The sequence below is a fragment of the Streptomyces oryzae genome, from assembly GCF_017676365.1.
Lineage (GTDB): Bacteria > Actinomycetota > Actinomycetes > Streptomycetales > Streptomycetaceae > Streptomyces > Streptomyces oryzae.
The window spans coordinates 75,996-97,221 of sequence record NZ_JADKMA010000003.1 but is presented as its reverse complement, the minus strand read 5'-3'; the positions used below and the strand labels follow the sequence as shown (position 1 = coordinate 97,221).

The 21,226-nt window shown below is 69.6% G+C and carries 1 protein-coding gene (running past one end of the window); it reads right to left on the bottom strand.

Features of this window, described 5'->3' with window-relative positions; translation table 11 throughout:
- Positions 1-21,226 carry part of the coding region annotated (locus ITI46_RS01170; protein WP_209237245.1) for a lonely Cys domain-containing protein on the bottom strand (this coding region is incomplete at its 3' end). 22,806 nt of the annotated region lie beyond the right edge of the window, so 21,226 of the 44,032 annotated nt are shown.

Below are 21,226 nucleotides of genomic sequence, written 5' to 3'. Positions count from 1 at the left end.
TCCCAGAGCCGGGCGCCCCCGAGACGGGCGGGGCGGCGACCCCGCCCGCGGGTGGCGCTGCCATCAGTACGTCCTCGGCCCAGATGACGGCATGGGTCCGCCCGGCCGGCAGCGTGCCGGAGCCGCCCGAAGACGAACCGGCCGAGCGCCCCTGGGAGTCCCGCCCTTCCTGGGAATCACTCTGCCGCCCGAAGAACGGCTCAGGGCCGCCGCCCCGCGCAAACGCCGACACCGCACTCCTGGGGGCCGGGGTACGGCTTCCGCGACTGCGAGGCGCCAGCGCCCCGGCCCCGCGCCGCGCATACGCCGACACGGCACTCGTGGGAGCCGGGGTACGGCGCGCGCCGCGGGAGTCGGCTTGCGCCGGTGCGGGCGAGGGAGCCGCGGGTGCCGAGCCCGTGGACGGGGAAGCCGGCGGTGAGGGGGTCGTGGGAGGGGACGGGGCGGAGGTCGTGGGAGGCGTCCAGGTGGTCTTCTCCCAGCGGCCGGCCGTTCCATCGGGAGCGGGCCGGAGCACGATCCTGTGCGGCGCGCCCCCATCGAACCCCGGGTGGAGCCTGCCTTCGCCCGTCCAGAGGTAGGTGTCGCGACCGCTGTAGTCGGAGAACTGCTGCAGGACCGGGATTGCCTCGCCGCCTCGCCCGGAGACCACGAACACCACCGGCGCTCGCTCGGGCGCCTTCTCCCAGCCGGAGTTGGCCTTCAGCAACGCCAGAAGCTCGCCCTCGGTCGCACTCATCTCGCCGCGTGGGAGGTGCAGGATGAAGTTGCCGGTTCGCGCGTCCCGTTCGAGATACACGACGTACACCTCCTGGCGCCCGGTCTGCCACCACCGGGGCTGCCATGGGGGCCGTACCCGTCGGGGGCCCAATCCGTCGCCCGGGTCGGTCCAGACCTCCTTCGTCTCCACGCCGTGTCGGAGTCGCTCGCCGCCCCAGTTGATGCCGCGCGGCTTGCCTTCCGTACCAATGCGGAGCGACTCGTGGAAGGCGTCGAGACTCCGGAGGTCGAAGGCGCCGAGAGCGTCGGCGTCGCGTACATCCCAGTGGTCGGCGAGGGCCCACGTCATCAATCGCCTCAGGGTGCGCAGCCGACGCCGGCGCGTCGCCTCGCTCTGGGGACCAGTGTCGCGCCGATGCAGCACCTGGCGCGCCAGCGATTCGGCCTCGTCCTCGGACAGCTCGGAGAACGCCTGGTCGGCACCGGCAATCGCCCAGAGCACACGGGCGCGGTGCACACGGGTCACCCGGTCGCTGTCGTCCATGTCGAGGCCGATACGCACCATGCGGTCGCCCCGCTGTTCGAGCTGCTCGATGGCGTTCCGCAGCAGGTCGGCCGTGCCGTCCGCGCCCAGCCGCGGGCCGGGAGCGGTGGTGAGGCCGGCCCGCGGGTCGGCGGCCACCTGCTCACGGGCGGCGTCCAGGACCGCCCGATACGCGGCCTTCTTCGGATCGCGGTCCGGATCACCACCGCCCAGCCGCCTGGCCAGCAGGCTCCACAGCTCCATACGGAACGGGGTGTGGCGAGCCAAGTGCCGGTCGTTGGCGCGCATACGCTCCAACGCGCCGATGCCGGCGAGGAGTTTGTCGTACGTCTCCGGGTCGTCCTCGACGCCGTCGCCGAACACCCTGCGCAGCGCGCGTACCAGCCGCAGGGTCCGTTGCAGCACGGTCCGCGGAACCGGGCCCTCCCCGCGGTGCAGCCCTGCGCGCCGCGCCAGTCCCTCCAGTTCCCGCCGCAGTGGCTCCGGCATGAAGGTCACCACGCCGCCGCGGCCATCGGGCGCGTGCGTGACCCTGTTGGTGATGAGGGCACTGAGGATGCTGGCTTCGGTGGGCATTCTGGTCACGTTGGCGACGTGCTGCCCGAACGGCACGGTGTCCAGCGGATCGTCCACCGGCCGCACCAGCATCGGCTCATGTGGCGCCGGATCCAAGTCACCCAAGGGGCTTGAGGCCGAGGCGGCCCAGCAGACAGGGAGGCGGACCTTGAAGCCCGGCGGCAGTTCACCGCGAGCCAACTTCTCCCGCAATGCGGCCACCTCGGGCAGACTGCCCACGAAACGGGCAGCCTCCTTGGCCTCGAGCATCCGCCACAAGACCTTCTTCCCGATACGGACGCCCAAGTCCACCAGGCCGGGATGACCGTGTGCGGCGAAGACGAACACCGCCGGCTGCGAGGGGTGCGATTCTCGGTACAGCGACTGACGGCGGTCAGCGGTGGTAATGGTGACGTGCTCGGTCTCCGTGTGGTCCCGGTAGCTGCGCAACTGTTCTTCGCCGTACCGGTCTTCGTGCATGTCGTCGGTCGACTCACGGCCGAAGGACCCGCCGTCCGGGGCGACGATGAGCCGGGTGTCCACCTGGCTCGCCCGGAACGGGCGCCCGTTGAGCGGCCTCAGCCAGCGGTCTCGGACGGACCGGTGAGGCTCAGGGTCGAGCCGGGCCCAGTCGCCGTACGGGAGGTCCGGATCCTCGTCGATGGTGCCCAGGGCGTGCACACCGTTGTCGTCAACCAACCGCCCGCCCCGGGTGTGTGCCCAGACCGTGCGGTCCAGCCTGTCGGCGAGGCGCTGCCCCGGCGAGTAGAGGCCCGAAGCCCCGAACGGCGTCGCCAGTACCACGGGCACCTTCGTGCCTGCCCTCTCGTCCAATGTGGCCAGCACCGGGTCGGCCGCGACCCGTCGTGCCAGGCTCGGGAGGTCGACGGGGCGGCCGTCGACCATCGGGTTGCCGTCATCGTCGATATCGACGGCGAGGATGTACGCCAGCTCTCCCCACTGCGCGGGAAGGTCCTCCGTCCGCGATGTCGCGCCGTTCCGTACCTCGTAGTGGCGGCGTCGGCCCGCGACCACCCGGATCACCGCCTGGTCCATGAGGTTCCGCCCGACCGTCACCGTCTCCGGGCCGCCGGTCCCGTTCAGCTCCGCGCTCAGTGGCGGCCTGTGAGGCAGCGGGGGCACGGGGTTGTTGACGGGTTTTTCCGGGATGTCATCGGATTCGGAGTCGCTGAACTCGCTTTCGGAGTCGCTGTAGTCGCTGAACTCGCTTTCGCTGAAGACCGACTCGGAGTCGGAGCCACCGGAGTCGGGCTGCTCGCCGAAGAACGCCTCCGTCCCGCTTTGCGCGTACGCCGACACCGCACTCATCTCAGCCGAAGCCGTCGGCGCGCCTCCAGGCGATCCAGGCGGAGCGGGCAGCGGAGCTGCACTGCCTCCCACTTGACCCTTGGACTTCAGAACCTTGGGCAGTTTGGGCGGCTTTGGCGGGGACACCTTCGGGATTCGCCAGTTCCAGCTGTCCCAGGTGCCCGGGGTCCCGGTGCCGTCTTGCGGAAGCAGAATCTGCCGCGGGGCCCGCGCGTTGCCGGGGTTCTCACGGAGCCGGATCACCGCAGTGAAGGCGTATGAAGACCGAGCGGTGTAATTGGAGTACTGCTGTGCCAGCTGCTTGCCCTTTGCCGAGTTTCCGAAGCCGGAGATCAGGAAGACAAGGCGCGCCTGGATGTCGAGATCTCGCTCCAGCGGGGCGTTTTTCAGCAGTTCGAGGATCTCGTCATGGGTCACAGGGACGGCAGCACCGGGCAGATGCATGACCAGCTGGTCATTGCTCCGCATCTCAAGGTGGATCCCGTACCCGGGCAGCACCTTGCCGTTCGTGTCCTTGACCAGCCACGGCGCCGGCTCTGCCCGGACAACGGTTCCGCCGCCCGGCCGCCGAACCTCCCGGAAGATCTGCGTCATGTCGATGCCGTGGGGCAGCGGGATTCCACCCCAGCCGTAACCCTGGGCCGTGCCGTTCGGCACCGTCCACAGCTGCTCGAACGCGCCACGCCGTTCCAAGTCGAATGCCGGGGACTGGAGGGGGCTTTGGGTGATCCGGCCTGCCGCGTCGGCCTGGGAGACCAGTTGCGCCAGCTTCGCCCGCCACTCGGCTGCGGACAGTTGCTCATCTGTGTGGAGGAAGGAGCGGCCAGAGGCCTCCAGTCCGCTCTCCGGTACCGCGCGCAGTGCTCGTTCGGCCCTGACACTGGCCCAGAAGGCTCGCGCCAGGTCCGCCTCATCGAGCGGAGGGCTGGTCGCCAGCTTGAGCTTGGTCCAGAAGGACTTCGCCAGACCCGTACTGCCCTTCCCAGAGCCGGCCGGGTTGGACAGTCTGAGCACCGAGCGGGCATAGGTGTCGGGTGAGTCCTGCCATTCGCTGACGATGGCCTCTATCGCCGGGTCGGGGAACGCCTCGTTCAACTTGATGTGCGGCTTGGCGCCCAGGCGCTTCCTGGCCTCATCAAGAGCGGCCCGATAGTGCGACTCGCCAAGTCGGCTGTTCGGGCCGGCGAGTACGCGGGCGACGTGGGTCCATAGATCCATCCGGAACGGCGTGAGGGCTGCGAGTTGTCGGTCGTTGGCTCGCATCTTCTCCAGTGCGGCGACGCCCCGCAGCAGCTCCTCGTACGCCGGGTCCTCGTCGATGACGGGGGTGAACGTCTCCCACAGCGCGCGGACCAGCAGCAGCGTCAGGTCCTTTGTGGCATCCGGAACGGGGTCCGACCCGCTGTGCAGGCCCGCCTTCCGCGCCAGCTTGCCCAACTCACCCGGCGACGGCTCCGGCTTGAAGAAGACCAGGCGTCCCAGTCGACCGGCAGCGGTAGCCTCCGCCTGGAAGTACTGATCTCGGTAACCGACCGTCGAAGTGTATGCAACGACCCAGCGCCCACTGAAGTTGGCCACCCACTGCCCAAGCGGCCGCTGCCTCAGCGGGTCGTCCACCGTAGGCACCGGCACACTGCTGGGGAACGGCTTCATCGGATCGCCCGCCTTGGCACCGAAGCAGGCGTTGAGATAGAGCCAGTAGCCCGGCGGCAGTTCTGTCACCTCGGGCGAGGTGCCGAGGACGAGACCAGCTTCCTGTGCGGCCAGCCACACCTTCTGACCCTCATAGGTGTCGAACTGGGCTCCGCCCGGCATCGCGTGGACGTTGAGGACGAACAGCAGGGGGAGGTAGTCGACCAATTCAGTGGCGAGCACAGAGCGACGCCCGTTTTCGCCGCTGGTGGCGTAGTGGTACAGCTTGATGAAGGTCGTCATCGACCGGGCCCAGGTCTCCCGATCACGCCCCATGTCATGATCCCGGATATACGAGGTGCCGAACCACATGGTGCGATTGACCCAGGGCCTGCGGTAGAGGTCGCTGTCCCGGAATTCGATGCCGCTTCCAAGGCTCTTCACCTGCCGCGGTGCAGGCCGACGCCAGTTCGGGTTCGGATCGATCGGCAGCCAGCCGCCGACCGGGGCGGTCCCTTCGGGGTCGACCAGTCCGAAGAGGTGCCCCTGGCCGGTCTCCTCGGGAAGCAGGCGCCAGTCACTGGTGGGAAGCACCACCCGCCTGCCGAGGCCCTTGGCGACCGCATGACCGAAGTACGGGTCCAGCACTCCCAGATTCGGGATCACCAGGACCACCGGCACGTCCCTGGGCAGTCCCTGCAAGTTCGGGTCGGCCTTCAGCACCTCGGCCAGTGCGTCCGGGCCCATGATCCGGAAGCGGGTGGCCTTGTCCCGGGGCAGGTGTGCCAGATCCGGGTGGTCCTCCAACCGAACCTGCAACCGTTTGCCGTTCAGCGTCCCGCCTCCGAGCAACAGCCCGCGGCGGTCGGCCTTCCCCCACCCGACCACATACGCCGAATCCGGCCACGACAGCGCCATATCAGGGTCATTCGAGACCCGCTGGAGCTTGCCGTCCTTCATCACGAACCGGCGCATCTGCCCTGGCAGGACGCGCTTCACCGCAGTGTCCAGCCAGCTGCGCCCCTGCGGAGCCCCGGTCTTCCCCGTTACGGAGGTGTGGTCAGCCAGCAACGGATGGGTCGCTGGATCGACTGGTCGCGATCCGGAACCGGCGGCAGTGCTGGGAGCCCCCGCAGCAGGCGGGGCCAGCGTGCCCGCGGGCGGCGCAGCCGTCAGCACAGGCTCGGCCAGGACGAGGGCCCGCGTGTCACCGGGCGGCAACATGCCGGGACCGTCCGAGGACGAGCCGGCCGGCTCTCCCTGGGAATCCCGCCCTTCCTCGGTATCAGCCTGCTGACCGAAGAACGCCTCCGGCCCGCCCCGCGCAAATGCCGACACCGCGCTCGTGAGGGCCGGGGCCGCCGGACGGAGCGACGACAGCGCCGTCGGCCCGCCTTGCGCGTACGCCGTCACCGCACTCACATCGGCCGCAGCCGCCCCACGCGGGACCACCGGGCCGTTGCCCGGCCCTTCCGAGTCGCCATCGGACTCCGAGCCGCTGGTGTCGGGATGGCTGACGTCGGAGCCGCTGGAGTCGGAACTCGCGCTGTGCTCGGACGCGATGTCGGAACCGGCGGACGAGACATCCGAACCGCTCTGCTCCCCCCGGGAGGCAGGATACTCTCCGAAGAACGCCTCCGTCCCGCCTTGCGCGTACGCCGACACCGCACTCACATCGGCTGGGGCCGAGTACACGGAGCCGGCCGCCGGTAGGGAATAGGAGGCCACAGGCAGCGAACTCACATGCGCGGAAGCCGTGGACGCAGAAGCGGTGGGCAGAGAAGCCGTCGGCGCCGGAGCCGTGGGCGCCGGCCCGGACGAGCCGAGCAGCGCGGGCACTGTGGCGCCATGCAGTAGCCCGCCCTGCTTGGGCAGTTGTAGCGGTGGTGGCGCAATGTGCTGTCGCGCAGCTTTCCAATGTGTCGCGTCCCAGGTGCCCGGGTTCTGGGTGCCTGCTTCGGGAAGTTGCAGGATCTGCCGCGGCCCCTGCGGGTTGCTGGGATTCTCACGGATATCGAGATCACCGGTATAGAAATAGGCGGTCCGGCCCGTGGCATCGGAGTAGGCCTGTGCCAACTGGCGGCCCGAGCTTCCGAAGCCGGAGATCAAGAACACAAGCCGAATCTTGACGTCGAGGGTCCGTTCCAGCACGGCGTTCAGCAGCAGGTCGTAGATCTCGACATAGGTCACCGGGACGGCAACACCGGGCAGATGCATGGTCATCTGGCCTGTGCTTCCTACGTGAAGGTGGATCCCGTATACGGGCAGCACATTGCCCTTGTCGTCCTTGGTCAGCCACGGTGCGGGCGCTGCCTGGACGGCGGTTCCGCCGCCGGCCTGCTGTACCACCTGGAAGACCTGCGTCATGTCGATGCCGTGGGGCAGCGGCGTGCCACTCCAGTTGTACCCACCAGCCGCCTCGTTCGGCGTCGTCCACTTCTGCCGGAGCGCCCCGCGCCGCTCCAAGTCGAACGCGGCGAGTGGGCGGTTCTGCGAGTGGTCCCGGCCTGCCGCGGCGGCCTGGGTCATCAGTGCCGCCAGCTTCTCCTGCCACTCGTCCTCGGAGTGCTGCACCGGGTGAGGGATGTGGAGGACGGCGCGGCCCAGGGACTCCAGTGGGTTCTTCGATAGCTCGCTCAGCCTTCGTTCCGACTTGACCCATGCCCAGAAGGCCCGTGGGATGTCCGCCTTCCGTAGCTGAACGCCCGCCGGCTTGTTGAGCGCCGCCCGAACAGCGGGCTCGAGGCCGAAGCTCGACAAGCGCTGGGCGGCAGCGGCTATCGCCGGGTCGGGGAACTCGCCGGACAGCGAGGCGGCGGCCGCATTGGCGTCCAGACGCTGCTGGGCCATCGTGAGAGCGTCCTGATAGTGGTTCTCCGTCAGCTCGGTAACGTTCGGGCCGGCGACCGCGCGGGCGACCTGGTCCCATATCTCCATCCGGAACGGCGTGAAGAAGGGCAGGTGCGGGTCGTTGAGGCGCATCCTCTCCAGCGCGGCGATGCCCCGCAGCTTCTTCTCGTACGCCGGGTCGTCCTCGATAACAGGGGTGAACTTCCGCCGCAGCGCACGCACCAGCCGCAGCATCTGCACCTTTGTGTCGTCCGGAACGGGGTCGGGCCCGCTGTGCAGGCCCACCCTGCGCGCCAGCTCGGCCAACTCGTCCGGCAACGGCTCCGGCTTGAACACGACCGGGCGCCCCAGCTGACCGGCAGCGGTGGCCGCCTCCGTGAGACGTACGCTGTCGTACCCCGTGACCGAGGTGTGTCCGACCACCCAGCGCCTGCTGACGTTGGCCACCCACTGCCCGAGCGGCTGCTCCTCCAGAGGGTCATCTACAGGAGTCACCGGCAGATTACGGCTGTACGGCGCCTTCGGGTCGCCCGCCGTGGCACCCCAGCAGACGGCGAGATGGATCCAGTAATCCGGCGGCAGATCGAGCACCTCCGGCAGGGTGCCGAGAACGAAACCCGCCTCCTGGGCGGGCAGCAAGACGGTCAGACCCTCACGGGTCTGGAACACAGCTCCGCCCGGGAAGCCGTGGGTGTTGAGGGAGAGTAACCGGAAGGGATATGTGAAATTTACCTTGTCGATCACATAGAGACGTCGGTCCTTCCCGTTGCGGACCTGGTGGGCCAGTGTGGCCTTGGACGCCAACGACCGGCCGTTCATTTCCCTCAAGCGCCCGGAGTCGTCGTCCCGTGTGAACAGAACTCCGGACACCTCGGGCTGGTCGCCCACCATGAGCCTGCGGTGGAGGTCGCTAACCCAGAATTCGGCATGGCTCCAGAGATCCTTCAACTGCCGCGGTGCGGGACGCCTCCGGTTCGGCTTCGGATCGAACGGCACCCAGGCGCCGACCGGCGTCGACTCTCCTTCGGTGTCGTGCAGTTCGAGCACATGTCCCTTGCCGGTCCCGTCGCGTCGCAGACGCCAGTCACTGGTGGGAACCCACACCCGCCTGCCGAGAGCGTCCGCGAGCTCCCACCCGAAGTCCGGGTTCAACACCCCCAGATTCGGGACCGCCAGCACCACCGGTACGTCCCGGGGCAGCCTGGCCAAGTTCGGGTCGGCGTTGAGTACATCCGCCAGCGTGTGCACGTCCATGATCCGGAAACCGGTGTCCGGGTCTATGTCCAGATGATCCAGATCCCGGTGGTCCTGGAGCCGGGTCGGCAGGACTTGCCCGTTCAGTTTTCGGTTGCCGAGGAGCAGCCCTCCACGGACAGCCTTGTCCACCCCGAGCACATACGCCGCGTCCGGCCAGAACACCCTCATACCCGGGAGGAGCGAACTGCGCTTGGCCTTACCGTTCTTGATCACGGAGCGCCGTATCCGCCACGGCATGACCGTCTTCACCTGGTCGCTCAGCCAGCTGCGCCCCTGCGGATCCGCGGATTTCCCCGACACGGAGGTGTGGTCCGCCAACAGTGGATGCGTTGCCGGATCGACAACAGGGCGTGCCCCGGCGCCGGCGGGCGCCGTAGTGGAGGCCGCCCCCGCAGCGGGCGGGGCCGACGGGGCAGGCGGGGTCCCAGGGAACTCGACCGAAGACGGCGACGCCACCGACACAGCCTCGGGCACAATGCCGACGCGGACCGGACCCGGCGGCAGCATGCCGGAGCCGTCCGAAGACGAACCGGCCTGTCCCCCTTGGAAATCAACCTGCCGGCCGGAGAGCACCCCGGCCCCGCCCCGCGCGAACGCCGACACCGCGCTCATGGGAGCCGGGGTCCGGAGCGCGTTACGGGAGGAGCCCAGCGCCGGTACGGACGAGGAGGCCGCGGGTACGGAGCCCTTGGTCGGGGAAGCCGCCGATGTGGGTGCCGTGGGAGCGGAGGGGCTGGATGTCGTGGGAGGCGTCCAGGTGGTCATGTCCCAGCGGCCCGGCAGCCCATCAGGCGTGGGAAGGAGCACGATCGTGTGCGGCGCATCCGGATCGGACGTCGGGTGGAGCCCGGCTCGGCCCGTCCAGAAGTGAACGTGGCGACCGCTGTGGTCGGAGAACTGCTGGAGGACCGGCATTATCCCGTCGCCCCCATCGGTGACCACGAAGGCCACCGGCGCCCTGTCGTTGACGTTCTCCCAGGCAGGGTTGGCCTTCAGCAGCGCCAGAAGTTCGCCTTCGGTCGCGGGCACCTCGCCGCCCGGGAGGTGCAGGACGAAGTGGCCGGTATGGGCGTCCCGTTCGAGGACTACGACGTACGGGTTCTCAACCTCGGGGTTTTTCGACGCCCGGGGCCGCCATGGGGGCCGGGCCTCTCGCCGGGCCCGTCCGTCGTCCGGGTCCATCAGGACCCGTGCCGTCTCCACGCCGTGCGGAAGCCGCTCGGCGCCCCAGTTGATGCCGCGCGGCTTGTCTTTCGTACCGATGCGGAGCGACTCGTCGAAGGCATCGCGTTGCCGGATGTCGAAGGCGCCGAGTTCGTCGGCGTTCCGTACGTCCCAGTGCGCGGCGAGGGCTTGCGCCATCCGCAACTTCAAGTCGCCCAGGTGCCGCCGACGCTTCCGCACATCCCACGGGCCGGTGTCGCGCAGATGAAGCACCTGGCGCGCCCGCGCCTCCGCCTCGTCCTCGGACAATTCGGAGAGCGCCTGTTCCGCGCCGACCATCGCCCACAGCGTACGGGCGCGCTGCGCACGGGACGTCCAGCCGTTGTTCTCCCCCACCTCACCGAGAATGTCGCGCACCACGCTGTCGCCGTGCAGGTCGAGCCGGTCGGTGGCGTTCTTCAGCAGGTAGGACAGACCGCCCGCGCCCAGCCGTGGGCCGGGGGAAGTGGTCAGGTCGGCGTCCGGGTCGGCGGCCACCTGCTCACCGGCGGCGTCCAGGACCGCCCGATACGCGGCCTTCTTCGGATCGCGGTCCGGATCGCCGCCGCCCAGCCGCCGGGCGAGCAGGTTCCACAGCTCCATACGGAACGGGCTGTGGCGGGCCAGGTTCGAGCCGTTGGCCCGCAGGCGCTCCAACGCGCCGATACCGGTGAGCAGCGCGTCGTATTCGGCCTTGTCCTCGATGCTGTGGCCAAAGACCTCACGCAGAGCGCGTACCAGCCGCAAGGTCCGCTTCAGCACAGTCCGCGGCACCGGCTCTTGGCGTGTGTGCAACCCTGCGCGCCGTGCCAGCTGCGCCAGTTCCTCCGGCAGTGGCTCCGGTTTGAAGGTGACCTCACCGCCGCGGCCGTCGGGCGAGTGCCGAACGATGTTGTTGTCGTAGGCCTTGAGGATGCTGCCGCTGGTGTACAGCCTGGTCACATTGGCGACGTGCTGCCCGAACGACACGGTGTCCAGCGGATCGTCCACCGGCGGCGCCGGCTCGTGCGGCACCGGGTCCAGCGGCCGCATCGGGTCCGCGGCGCCCATGGCGCTCTCGCAGACCGGGAGGCGCACCTTGAAGTCCGGTGGCAGTTCACCCCGTTTGATCCTCGCACGCACGGCTGCCACTTCGGGCAGGCTGCCCACAAACCGGGCGGCCTCCTTGGCGCCGAACGACTTGACGAGCCCCCTCTTACTGAGGCGGAGCATCACCCGTCCGAAAGCCCCGTGTGCGGAGAAGGCGAGTACCGCCGGTTGTGAGGGCAGCGGCTCGCGGTAAAGCACCTGACGCTTGTCGGCGGTGGTGATGGTGAAGTGCTCGAGTTCGGTGTGGTCCCGGTAGCCGCGCAACTGCTTCTCGGCATACCGGTCTTCGTGCATCTCACCGGCCGACTCACGGCCGAAAGGCTCACCGTCGGGTGCGACGAGGAGCCGGGTGTCCACCTGGCTCGCCTTGATCACGGTGCCGTCCGTGGCGGTGAGCCAGGGGTCCCGACGAGGCAGTTGGTCGCCCAGCGGCTCGAGCCGGACCCAGTCGCCGTACGGGAGGTCCGGATCCTCGTCGATGGTGCCCAGGAAGTGTGTGCCGTCGTCCTCCACCAGTCCCTCGCCTCGGGTGTGTGCCCAGACAGGACGGTTCAGCCCATCGGCGAGACTCTGTGCCGGCGAGTAGAAGCCCGAAGCCCCGGACGGCATCGCCAGCACCACCGGCACCCTCCGACCGGCGCGGACATCCATAGCGGCCAGCACCGGGTCCTCCGCGACCCTTTGCGCCAGCTCCGGAAGGTCCACGGGGTCGCCGTCGAGAACCGGGGCACCGTTCTCGTCAACATCGACGGCCAGGACGTAGACCAGCTCTCCCCACCGCGCGGGAAGGTCATGCGTCAGCGTCCGATCGCCGTCGCGGATCTCGTACAGTCGCTCCTGGCCCGTCACCAGCCGGCGCACCGGCCGGCCCGTGAGGTTCCGTCCGACCGACACCGTCTCCGGGCCGCCGGGGCCTCCCAACTCCGCGGTGATCAGCTGTTTCCCAGTCATCGGCGGCAGGAGGTCGCGGCTGTTGACGGACCCGTTCGAGTCGTCATCGGAGTCATAGCCGCTGGAGTCGGAACTCTCGCTGGAGTCGGAGGTGTCGCTGGATGCGTCGTCGTCGCTGTAGTCGCTGAGCTCGCTCTCGCTGTACACGGAGGCGATGTCAGATCCGTCGGACGAGTCATCCGAGTCGTCCGAGCCGGCCTCCGAGATCGACATGGGGGAGCCCGGGACGACGGCGGCCGACTTGGCCTTCAGAGAGTCTGAAGGCTCGCGGTCCTCGGTCGTCGTGTCGTGACCCGCGTCATCGTCGGAGGAGAGGCCCGGGCGCGGGTCGGCGTCGAAGTAGGTCTCGACGCGGGCGGCGGACGGGCCTCGCCTCTGGGCCGGTGCGGCGCGGCTGGCGGCAGCGGTGCCCGGCCGGGCCTCCGCCCCGTCGGCAGCGCCCTCGAGAATCGTGGGCAGCTCGGTCTCCGCGTTGCGCCGTACCGGCGGAGTCGGCCGTTGCGGGACCGGCCGGCGCCGCGCCATCGGGGAGAAATAATCCTGATCCCGAGGAGGGATCACCGCCGGGGCAGCAAGCTCCTGAGAGGCGGTCATCTCATCAGGGGACTCGAATTTCTGAGAAGCGATCGTCTCAGGGGAAGCAATCGACTTCGCGCTCCGAGCCGAACCTGAGGAGCGGTCCCGCGCCGGGAACGCCCAGTAACCCTGCCTGCTCAACAGCTCCGCGAGCTCGGCGTTGCCCACCTTGTCGATCTCGCGCTGCGCATTCCGCCAGTCCGCGTCGTCCACAGGAGCCAACGGAAGCTTCCTGTGGAACGAATCCTTGGAATGAATGGAGTACAGAGAAGCCAACCGCGGCCGCGGCTTCCCCTGCTTCATGTCAATGGTGTAGCGGTAGAACCTCAGCCGGTGCACATCACCCTTTCGAATCGACTCATCCAGAATCAGCATCTCGTCCTTCGAGAGAACGCTGTTCTGCACGACACCGGTCAGAATCATCCCGTTCACCTGACCGTGCAGACTCACGACGAACGAGGTCGACATCCGCTTCCACAGGGCCATCAAGTTCGGGGACGACGACCACATCTTGTGGCCGAAGTTCAAACCATTGAAGACACTCCCCAGTACCGACGCCTCAAGAGCGACACCGGCCCCCTGCAACGCGGCTTCCGTGGGCGGGAGCGGTGAGATCTTCGACCACACCCAGCCGTTTGCGGTCTCCCTCTCCGCCTCCGTCATCTTGGCCTCGTCAAAGCTCAGCCGATGCTGATTCTCGAACCACCAGTCATAACGCACCTGGAGCATCTGCGCCGCATCCACCTTCGCCATGAAGGCATCGATCGCAGCCTCGTCAACCCCCTTCTCGCCGCCCATTCCATCCCGGCGAATGGCGTCCAGCACCCGGTCCAGCGCGGCCACAAAATCCGGCTCACGCATCGCGTCGAACTTCGACATCCGCCCGCGCAACGTCGCGTCGTCTTGATGACTCTTCGGCACATCGAAATTCGGAGCCGGCATGCCGGCAGTAGCGGCGCGGGCGATTCCGCCGGGGCCCATGGGCTTCAGGGCGGAGGCGTGTCGGTCGTCGAACACGGGACGCGTGGCGGGGTTCCGCTGCGGCTCGCCGTCCTCCTCCGCTTCCGAGTCCGACTCGAAGACGTCCGTCCCGGAGACGTCCGCCTTGCGCCGTGCGGAGCGGGGCGCGGGGGGCGGTACGGAGAGGGGGTACTCCTTATCGGCGTACTCGTCCCGGGGCCCGATCTTCTCCCAGGCGGCGGCCGTCGGCGCGGGCGTTCCGGCCGGGCCGGACCGCAGGGTGAGCACCGACAGCCCGCTGTCGCCGGTCCCCGACAGGTCCACGGGCAGGCGGGTCCACCACACCGCCCGGCCGATCCGGTCGGCGATGAGCTGGCGCATGTCCGGGTCGAGCCGGTCCAGCCCCTCGACGGACATCACGACCTCGGCCCTCACGGGGCGCTCCAGCAGTGCGCGGTCGGCGGCCAGCAGTTCGATGAACGTGCCGATCGCCATCCGGTGTTCCGTCTCGCCCAGGGTCACGTGGACGATGTCCGGGTTCTTCCGGTCAACGACAGCCCGCCGCACCAGGAACGGGCGCTCGGGCTCGAATCCCGGCTCGGAATCGGAGTCCGACTCGGACTCCGACGCAGAAGCGGCCTCTGACGACCCCGACTCCGACTCCGTGTCGTCACCGCTCCGGTCACCGGCCGCCCATGGCGCCGTCTCCAGCCCGTCGGGCGTGCGGATCTGGGTCAGGTCGACCATGGGTGGCCTCGGCTCAGGCCCGAAGTCCCGCCCCCCTATATCCTCTATGTCCTCGCCGTCGTGCCAGACGGACTCCAGCAGCGAATCGTCATCCAGTGCGCCGAAGCGCGCCCAGCCGTGCGCGGCCACCACATCGGGGTCGGCCGCGGGCCACCCGGCCGCGTACGCGGCGGTGTAGGCCGACCACAGCTCCGCGCGCAGATCGTCGTTCGGCTCGACGTCCGGGGCGAGTCGCAGCACGTCCGCGAGTTGCCCGTCGGGGTCGGCGTCCGGATCGCTCAGCGTCTCCTCGGCCTTGACCCGCGCCCAGAACACCCGCGACCGCTCGGCCACTCCCACGCCGTTCCGGCCCTGCTCCAGGTCCAGGGCTTCGGCCACTTCGTCGTCCAGGTCCGCCTGCTGCACCCACGCGGCCGCCGCGTCCACGGCCGGCAGCAAGCTGCCGGTGGGGGATGTCATGAAGTCCCGCAGCGGCGTGTCCCGCTCCTCCGCCCTGGCCTGGGACCACACCGCCCTGGCGCGGGCCAGCACCGCACGGTACGCGGCCTGGTCGGGATCCGGCCCGCCCTCCGGGTGCGCCTCCACCACCCGCCGGAACAAGTCCATGGTGAACGGGCCCACATCCGCGAACCGGTCATCGGCCCCCCACATGTCATCGAGCGCGGCAACCCCCCGCAGCAGATCGAGGTAGTCCGGCTCCTTGTCCACCTTCCAGTCGAAGACCAGCACCAGCGCCCGCCACGCGCGCAGCGTCCGCACCCGCACGTGCGGCGGTGCCTCACCCTGGCCCGAATGCCACCCCATCTCAGCGGCGAGCCGGTCCAGACCGGCCCCCCTGGGCTCGGGAGGATCGATGATCCACCGCCCGGGCCTACCCCACAGGTCCGTGTCCAGGATCCGCACGTACCGGCCGTCCCGCAGTTTCTTGTCGCCTTGCTTGCGGTTGGCTGACCGTACGTAGAAACCGTTCGCAGTCGCGATCTTCCGCGCCTTCGTCATCTGCCCGAGCGGGTCCGGAACGAACGCCTCCTCCTTCGCCCCCAACTCCACCAGGCGCGGCAGGGAGCGGTCCGGATGCTGACTCAGCGAGCACTCCTCCAAACTGAGCCAGCGATGAGGGTTCCCGGTCACGCTCTTGCGCCGGTACCAGCGCCGCAAATCGTCCTCGTCCGCCAGCCGTTGCCGCCTGCCGTCTGCCCAAGCCGGACTCGGCCCTTCCGGGCTGCCGTGCATGTCCTCGTGGTAGGCGTCACTCTCCTCGCCGGGCGCCGGCATCGGAAGCTCTTCCGATTCCTCCCCGGTGACGGGGTGGCGATGCACGAACGTCGTCATCGTGTCCAGATTCCGGATCCGGTCCTCGTAACCCGTTTTGCCCAGCTCCGCGTCCTTGAACGACGACCGCCCGATCTGCTTTCCGGTCGTCTCACTGATGGCGGCCCGGGTCAACATGCCGCGGAACTCGGCCAGTTCGTCGCCGTCCCGCGGATCGCGCCCCATGCCGGGCGGACTGGGTATCCAGTCGCCCTTCGGCTCCCCGTATCGGTGCACCACGTCCACGGTGGCCATGCCGGACTCCTCGCGGAGCTCAACCCGACCGCTGTGCGCGAACACCGTCATCCCGGTCCGGTCCGCGAGCAGCCGGGGCAGATCCAGGAGCCGGTCACCGGCGAAGGGAATGGCCAGCACGATCGGAGTCCCCGGAGGCAGCCTGAGGCGCGCCACATCGGCCGCCACCGTCTCGACGAACTCCTCGAAGTCCATGTCCAGCACCGACTCGTCGTCAAAGCGCGCCCGTACCCAGTCGTGCCGCCCCTCGGCCGCCACCACATAGGCCCGCGGGTGCCGCGCCCATGGCGCGGACCCCTTCTCCGGCTCCCGCTCGGAGCCGTCCGCCCGCTGCACCCGCGTGAAACTGCGGCTGGTGTCCAGCTCGACGACCTTGGCCGAGCTCCAGTTCAGCCCGGGCCCCCGCACACCGTTCCGCGTGAAATACCGCTTCCGGTCGCGCGCCAGCAGTCCACGCTCCTCCAGATCGAAGGCCGCCAGTGCCGCGAAGCTCCGTGCCCTCCCGGCCTCCCGGGCCCGCTCGACAAGCTCGAAGAACGCCTGCCGCTCCGGCTCATTCACCTCCGCGGTCTCGCCCAGGTGCAGAACCTTCCGGGCCGGCCCCGCCACATCCAACGGCTCACCGTCCAGCCGTCGGTCCTCCCCGCGCAGCACGTCGAGGATCTCCACCGCCGACGCGTCCGTGTCGGAGTCGAACTCGATGGTCACCTGCCGCTCGATGTCCGCAGAGGTCGCCTCCCCACGCAACGCGTCACCGATCGGATCGTACGAAGGAATCCGCGCCCGGCCGCGCACATGCACGTCGAAGTCCGCCGTCGTCAGCCGCTGCTCCCTGGGCAGGTTCCCCTGCAAGGAGTGCAGCGACGCCGCAAGACTCTGCACGAACGCAGTGCGCACCAGCCGCGCACGCTCGGCACCGGCCTGCTCAGCGGCCCGCCGCCACTCCGCGTCCCCGCCGCCCGACGGTGTGTCGGCGCCGTACCCCGTGATGACGGCATCCGGCAGGGACACCCTCAAGTCCCGGTTGCGCACACCGACCCTGGCCAATTGCGCCGCCGACCTCCCGATGGAGAACCCGTCGGGCGTGTTCCCCTGGCCGGTGAGCGGCACCAGCTTCGCGGGCGGCAGAGCCGGCACCGGCGCGGAGTGCACGGGCTGGGTGAACAGCCGGGAAGGCCGTGGTGCGGAAGAGCCGGCCGTCTCCAGCCCGGGCATCGGCTGTCCGGACGAGGCCCGCGCCCGCGCTCGGGCAGCCGACCGGCCGGCGGTGGCCCGCGCCGGCTTGGACCGGACGGACGACGAGGCGGGGCCGGAGAACGACGGCCCCTCGGCGGCCCACTCCCCCGCGAGCGGCGGCGCGTGCCGCGGTGTGAGGTCGACGCCGGACAGGTCCAGGTTCACATCGTTCGCACTCGCCGCGACATCCATCATCAGCGGCAGGGCCCGCGGGAGCGGGCCCACAGGCTGCCCGCGCCAGCGAGCGAAGGACACCGTCAACTGACGCAGCGAACCCATGGTCAGCAGTGAGCGGTCGCCGTTATCGGCCCGCTGCAAGTCCAGCGCCCAGAACCCGCGCAACAGGCCGTCGAACGCCGCCTGGTCCTTCTCCAGCATCGGGCCGTAGATCAACCGGATCGCCCGCACCCAGCGCAGCACCCGCTGCGGCGATGCCTGGTCCCCCGTGATTCGCGTCGAGAGAGCGCGCAGTTCCGGCTCGCCCGGGTCCGCGCGGAAGCCCACCCACCAGTCGCCCTCGGCCAACTGAAAGCGGGCCGAAGGGTTCTGGCCCGGGCCGAGGTCCACGATCCTCGGCTCTCGCCCGCTCGCGGTCCCGAACAGCCACCGGTCCCACACCGTGGCCAGGTACTGACCGGCCACCGGGTGCTCCAGCGGATCCGCCATCGCCGGATCCGCCATCGCCGGGCCCGCCAGATCGGTACCCATCACCACTGCGGCCGTATTCGACGTCTGCGCCCTCAGATCCGGCGCGAGTGCGTGCAGCACGTCGATCAGCGCCGGGAAGCTGAACTGCTTGACCGCACCGGACTTCAGCGTCAGTTGCACGAGCCCGGCGTTCGCCTTGAGACCCAGCCCGAACGCCTTCGCGAACGGCACCGACCGGCTGCCCGTCACCGCCGGTACGCCCCGGTCGCCGCCCTTGCTCTCCGGCGTCCGCGCGAAAACCCCGGGCAGTCGGCCGAAGGACCGCTGCCACCTGGCCCGGTCCTGGGCAGGGCCCGACGACACCGCCATCGGATCGCCCTCCGCCGGATCGCCCTCCGCGGCCCGGTGCAGGTCGACGGCGATCTGGTCGAGCGGCACCAGCTCCCCGTCCGCTGCCTCGACCACCGTGTCCCAGCGCACCGGGCTCGGCAGCTCCTCCGGATCCGCCAGCTTCCCCAGAGCGGCCCACGCGTCGTCGACGAGCGGCACGATCTGCTGCTGGTCCGGCCGGGAGAGTCCCGGCAGCCGGGACTCCGCCTCCTGCACCGCGCCGCTCAGCCGCTGGTGCAGCTCCTCGGGCAGCGGAGTGCCCAGGGTCCAGGACCCGACGGCCGAGGCGATGTCCGCGGCGGTCGGCGTGTCCAGCAGCATATGCCGCTCGCCGTTGGCCAGCGGCAGTCCCTCGTCCGCCAGCCACAGGAAGGGCGCGAGGTCCTGCGCCACGGAGCTGTCGAGAATCCGCGACAAGGACTCCCGCAGCGCGTCCTCGGACAGCGGGAGGCGGTGGGCCTTCGCCCGTTCGTAATCCCTCCGCAGAAAGTCGGCCAGTTCGGTCGCCAGTCGGCGCAGTTCTCCCGGCTGCATCAGCTGTTGGAAGCCGTAGTGCCGCAGCTCCACCAGAATGAGAGCAACCAGCAGTCGTCCGGAGGCCGTATCGAGTGCACCGAACTCCGCCATGCCGACGCTGTCGAACCTGCCCAGCCGCTTCCCCGAGGACATGCGGCCGGTCAGCCCCACATTCATCTTCTCGCGCGGACTCGCCGGCTTCGCGTCCGGATCCGCAGAGCGCGGAGTGAGGTCGAAGACGTTGACGGGGAACCTCCCGAACCCCTTCAGGGTCTGCTGCAGCTGCTCCATCAGCTCCGTCAGGTGCCCGGCGGAGACCTCGTTGATCCGGTCGACGTGGTCTTGGAGGAACTGCCGGGTGCGGGGCCTGAGCGCCCTGCGCAGGTACTCGAAGGAGTGCCGTGACGCTGCCGCGAGGAAGTGCTTGGTGAGGACCTGCCCTTCCAACGTGGCCACGACCGGCTCGGCTGCGATGTCGTTGAACAGCAGCCAGGAGTAACCCCACACCTCCTCGACATCCGGAACAGCGGCGAGGAACGGCGTGAGCGCATCCACCCTCGACGCGTCGGCGTTGCCGATGAGTCCGAGCACGTACTGACGAGCGAGAACCTGACCGAAGTCGCTGCCTTTGAGGAGGAGCGGCTGCAGGACCGGCTGCGTCAGCCGACGGAGGACCTGATGCTGAAGGCTCCGCAGGCCGAGCGCGCTCACTCCTGCGGTGAGCTGCCCGTAGCGGCCGGGACCGGCGTCCGGCGACTTCGGCTGGACCTCGGTCCGCTCCCCCAAGTCGGTCAGCTCCCACCCCTCGGCCTGACGCAGCAGCTCGCCGAGCGGCAGCGGCTCCCCCAGCTCATCGACGAAGCCCAGCTCCGACTGGGCACGCTCCAGGGCTGACAGCCCCTCATCGAGGGTCTGCCGCTGCTCCTCCTCCACGACCTCCATCGGATCGACATCGAACTCAACGATGTAGATCCACTCTGCCTCGGGCGGGTCCTGTCCGGGTGGAACCTCCGGTGGTGTGGCCCGGAACGCCCCGGTCCGGGGATCCCGGTAGAACGGCCCGCTGTCGACGACAGCCTGCAGTCCGTGCCCCCTGGCCAGGGGCAGATGCCCCAGATCCGCTGGATCACCTTTCTTGTGTTTGATACGGATGACCCGGATGTCCTCGTCCTCCACCCCGAACGCGGCGTACCTCCGATCCGTGGCAGCGTCCACCACTGAACGCCCGGTCTCGGAGGACTGCGCGAACAGCGGCAGCGCGTCCTCCAGCACCTGGCCCTTCGGCCCGACGATCACAGCGCGCGCCTCCGCCGGCGCCATGTCCGGCGGGCTATCGGAGACTTGACGCCCCTTCGGCCGCGTCAGGTCCACCCACACAACACCGTCCTCGCCACCGAGGTGGTACGCCGCCCACGCGTGCCCCGGCCGTTTGCCCGGCCGCCGCGCCAGCACGAAGGCCGCGGACCGCGGGCCCGCCCCCTTCAGCGCCTCGGCCACGTGCTCCCACTCCCGCACGGACCTCCAGCCCGGTCCCGCGGCCAGCGCACCCTCCCGCGCACTCCGGCTCACCGCGAGATCGTCCAGCGCACCCGCGGCACGCACGCCCGCCGGGTACAACTCGTCCCGCAGCTGCTGCAGCAGGTCCGCACACCACTCCTCGGACAGCCCGCCCGACGGCACCCGCCGGGCGACATCCCGCACCAGCCGGGTCAGCTCCTCGCGGCTCAGCTTCGGACCGGACACCGGCCCCACAGCCTTCGGCGCCGTCGGCGGCAGCGCGGAAGAGCCGGCCGTCTCCAGCCCGGACACCGGCTGTCCGGACGAGGCCCGCGCCCGCGCTCGGGCAGCCGACCGGCCGGCGGTGTTCGAGGTGGGAGCTGTCGGCACCGTCGGCTCCGCACGACCCGACATATCCGACGCATGGTCCGCATTCGGCGACGGAACGGCCGGGGAGCTGTTCGGCGCATTGCTCACCGGCTGTGTGTGCACGTGCCCGGAAGCCTGGTTGGTGCCGGTCGCCGCGCCCGTCGGCGCCGCGTTCGGCGGGACCGGGACGTGTACGTCGCCGTACCGCGGATTGATTTTTCGCCACGTGCCCCGGGGAGCGGCGTGCTCCGCGGGCTTCGGGTACACCGCGAGAGTGTAGGCGTCGCGAGCCGGGTCGAACCGCAAGGCGACCGGGTTCGTGGAGCCGATCCACGGCTTGCCCGTCTTGCGTACGAACTGACCGAGTGCGTTGACGTCGGCGAACGTCGCGATCACGGGAGCGTCCTCTCCGCGCTTTCGCAACTCCGGGTCGCGGTAGGCCAGATCGGCGAGGTGCGGGAGGGGAGGAACGCTGCCGCGCACGTCATACACGAAGGGGCGCGGGAGGTCCTTCCAGGGGGCGTCTTCCGTGCCGTCCACCTCGAACGAACCGTTATCCCGCCTCATCAGTGTGACCACGCTGGCGTCGAA